1 protein-coding gene is annotated in these 1,729 nt (G+C 50.5%); it reads right to left on the bottom strand.

Annotated features, from left to right (window positions below; genetic code table 11):
* Positions 1 to 457 precede the first annotated feature (457 nt).
* Entirely contained in the window at positions 458 to 1,294 is an 837-nt protein-coding gene (locus VZT47_RS10255; RefSeq protein ID WP_330224862.1) for a hypothetical protein, read from the bottom strand.
* Positions 1,295 to 1,729 lie beyond the last annotated feature (435 nt).

The raw sequence follows: 1,729 nt of genomic DNA, 5'->3' as shown, positions 1-1,729 counted from the left end.
GCTCCGCGGCGGCTGCAAAATGGAAACATATGTGGGGATTTTACATTTGTCCCCTATGGGAGAAGATTCTCCGCTCCGCGGCGGCTGCAAAATGGAAACATATGTGGGGATTTTACATTTGTCCCCTGTGGAAGAAGATTCTCCGCTCCGCGGCGGCTGCAAAATGGAAACATATGCGGGGATTTTACATCTATCCCCTACAGGTGTGGCCCTCCAGATAAGATTTGACACGCGTTGCGTGTTTTGGCCTCAGGGCAATGGAACTATAGTCCGGAATTTTGCATTTATCCCCAGTGGGAGAAGATTCTCCGCTCCGCGGCGGCTGCAAAATGGAAATATATGCGGAAGTTTTGCATTTGTCCCCTATGTGTGCGGCCCTTCAGACGAGGCACTGTACGCTTTGCGTGCATCGCCCCCGGAGCAATGGAAATATAGCCAGGAATTTTTCATTTGTCCCCTATTCGAGCTTGAACTTTTCCCGCAGAAGGTTATCTATGGCGTGCATATCCAAGTGGTGGTCTGCGTCTTCAAAGGTCATGATGAGATTGTCCCCCGGGAAGTAGCCGGCCGTCCGGTAAAAATGTATCTTCTGATAGGTTTTGGCTTCATAATCCGCGTCGTCCATAAGTCCGAAATGCTCCCAAATATAGATGCGGCAGGTCTTCGGATCCATGATCATGAAATCAGGATATGTATGTCCCTCCGGCGTATCAAACCGGCATTCATAGCGGAAAGGAAGGCAGTATTCTTCCAGTAGAGATGCGATGGCGAGTTCTGACTTGGAACGAACAAGCAGACCGGAGCGCGTCCGATAGATCAGCTGTTCCGGGTAATAGGAATTGTTGCTCTCAAAGGGTTCTGCCAGCCAGATGAAAGCGGCAGCCTCAGGAGTTCCGACAAGCTTCCGGAAATCAGCATGTTTCAGAAGCTGCTGCAGATGGGACTCCTTGCTGCGGAAGCAGTTGAGATACCGCTGACATGCAGTAATCTCCATATCCACTTCCCGAAGGCGCGCCTTGCACCCGGCAAGGCGCGCCATTTTTTCTGCAGACGAAATATCCTTTTTGGAAATAACTGTCTTTTTTCCGTCTTCAAGGACCACCCATTTGGTAGAGTTCCCGTTCTTGTAGATGGCAAAGCGTTTCTTCCGATCGGGATTTTTGTTGACGACCTGTCGGAGACTGACGGCCTCCTTCTGCAAGCGCTTCAAATCGGCTGCAATTTCCCGTGTTCGCGGTTCGCGTCGGATATAGGATATGGATGGGGATAAAGGGACTTTTTTGACTTTTAACATGAGAAAACTCCTTTTTGAAATGGGCCAAACGACCGGTTGACACCGCGGCAAATCAGTCATGCCACAGCAGGTAAGAAAGCAAGAGGCGAAGAACCCGCCCTAGAAAGTGATGCTATTTTAACACTTATGAAACATCTTGTAAACATTTTCTGAGGTCAAAAGAAATTTTTTCAGGGGACAAATGCAAAATCCCCTCCGATAGGACCACGCCTCCGACGCTGCAGTACGCAACGCGTGCGTTCAATCCCTCTGGATAGCGCGTCTTCAGGGGACAAATGCAACCGCCACGCCTATAGTTCCAAATTCCCGCCGCCGCGGAGCGAAGAAGCTTCTCCCATAGGGGACAAATGCAACTGCCCCGCGCTATAGTTCCAAATTCCGGCCGCCGCGGAGCGAAGAAGATTCTCCCATAGGGGACAAATGCAAAACGCCCTG

The sequence above is a fragment of the Dialister sp. genome (genome assembly GCF_036343215.1).
Taxonomy (GTDB): Bacteria; Bacillota; Negativicutes; order Veillonellales; family Dialisteraceae; genus Dialister.
This window is presented reverse-complemented; position numbering and strand designations above follow the sequence as displayed.

Coding starts and splice junctions, on each gene's coding strand:
- VZT47_RS10255 (WP_330224862.1), bottom strand. CDS start 1,294: ATGTTAAAAGTCAAAAAAGTCCCTTTATCCCCATCCATATCCTATATC.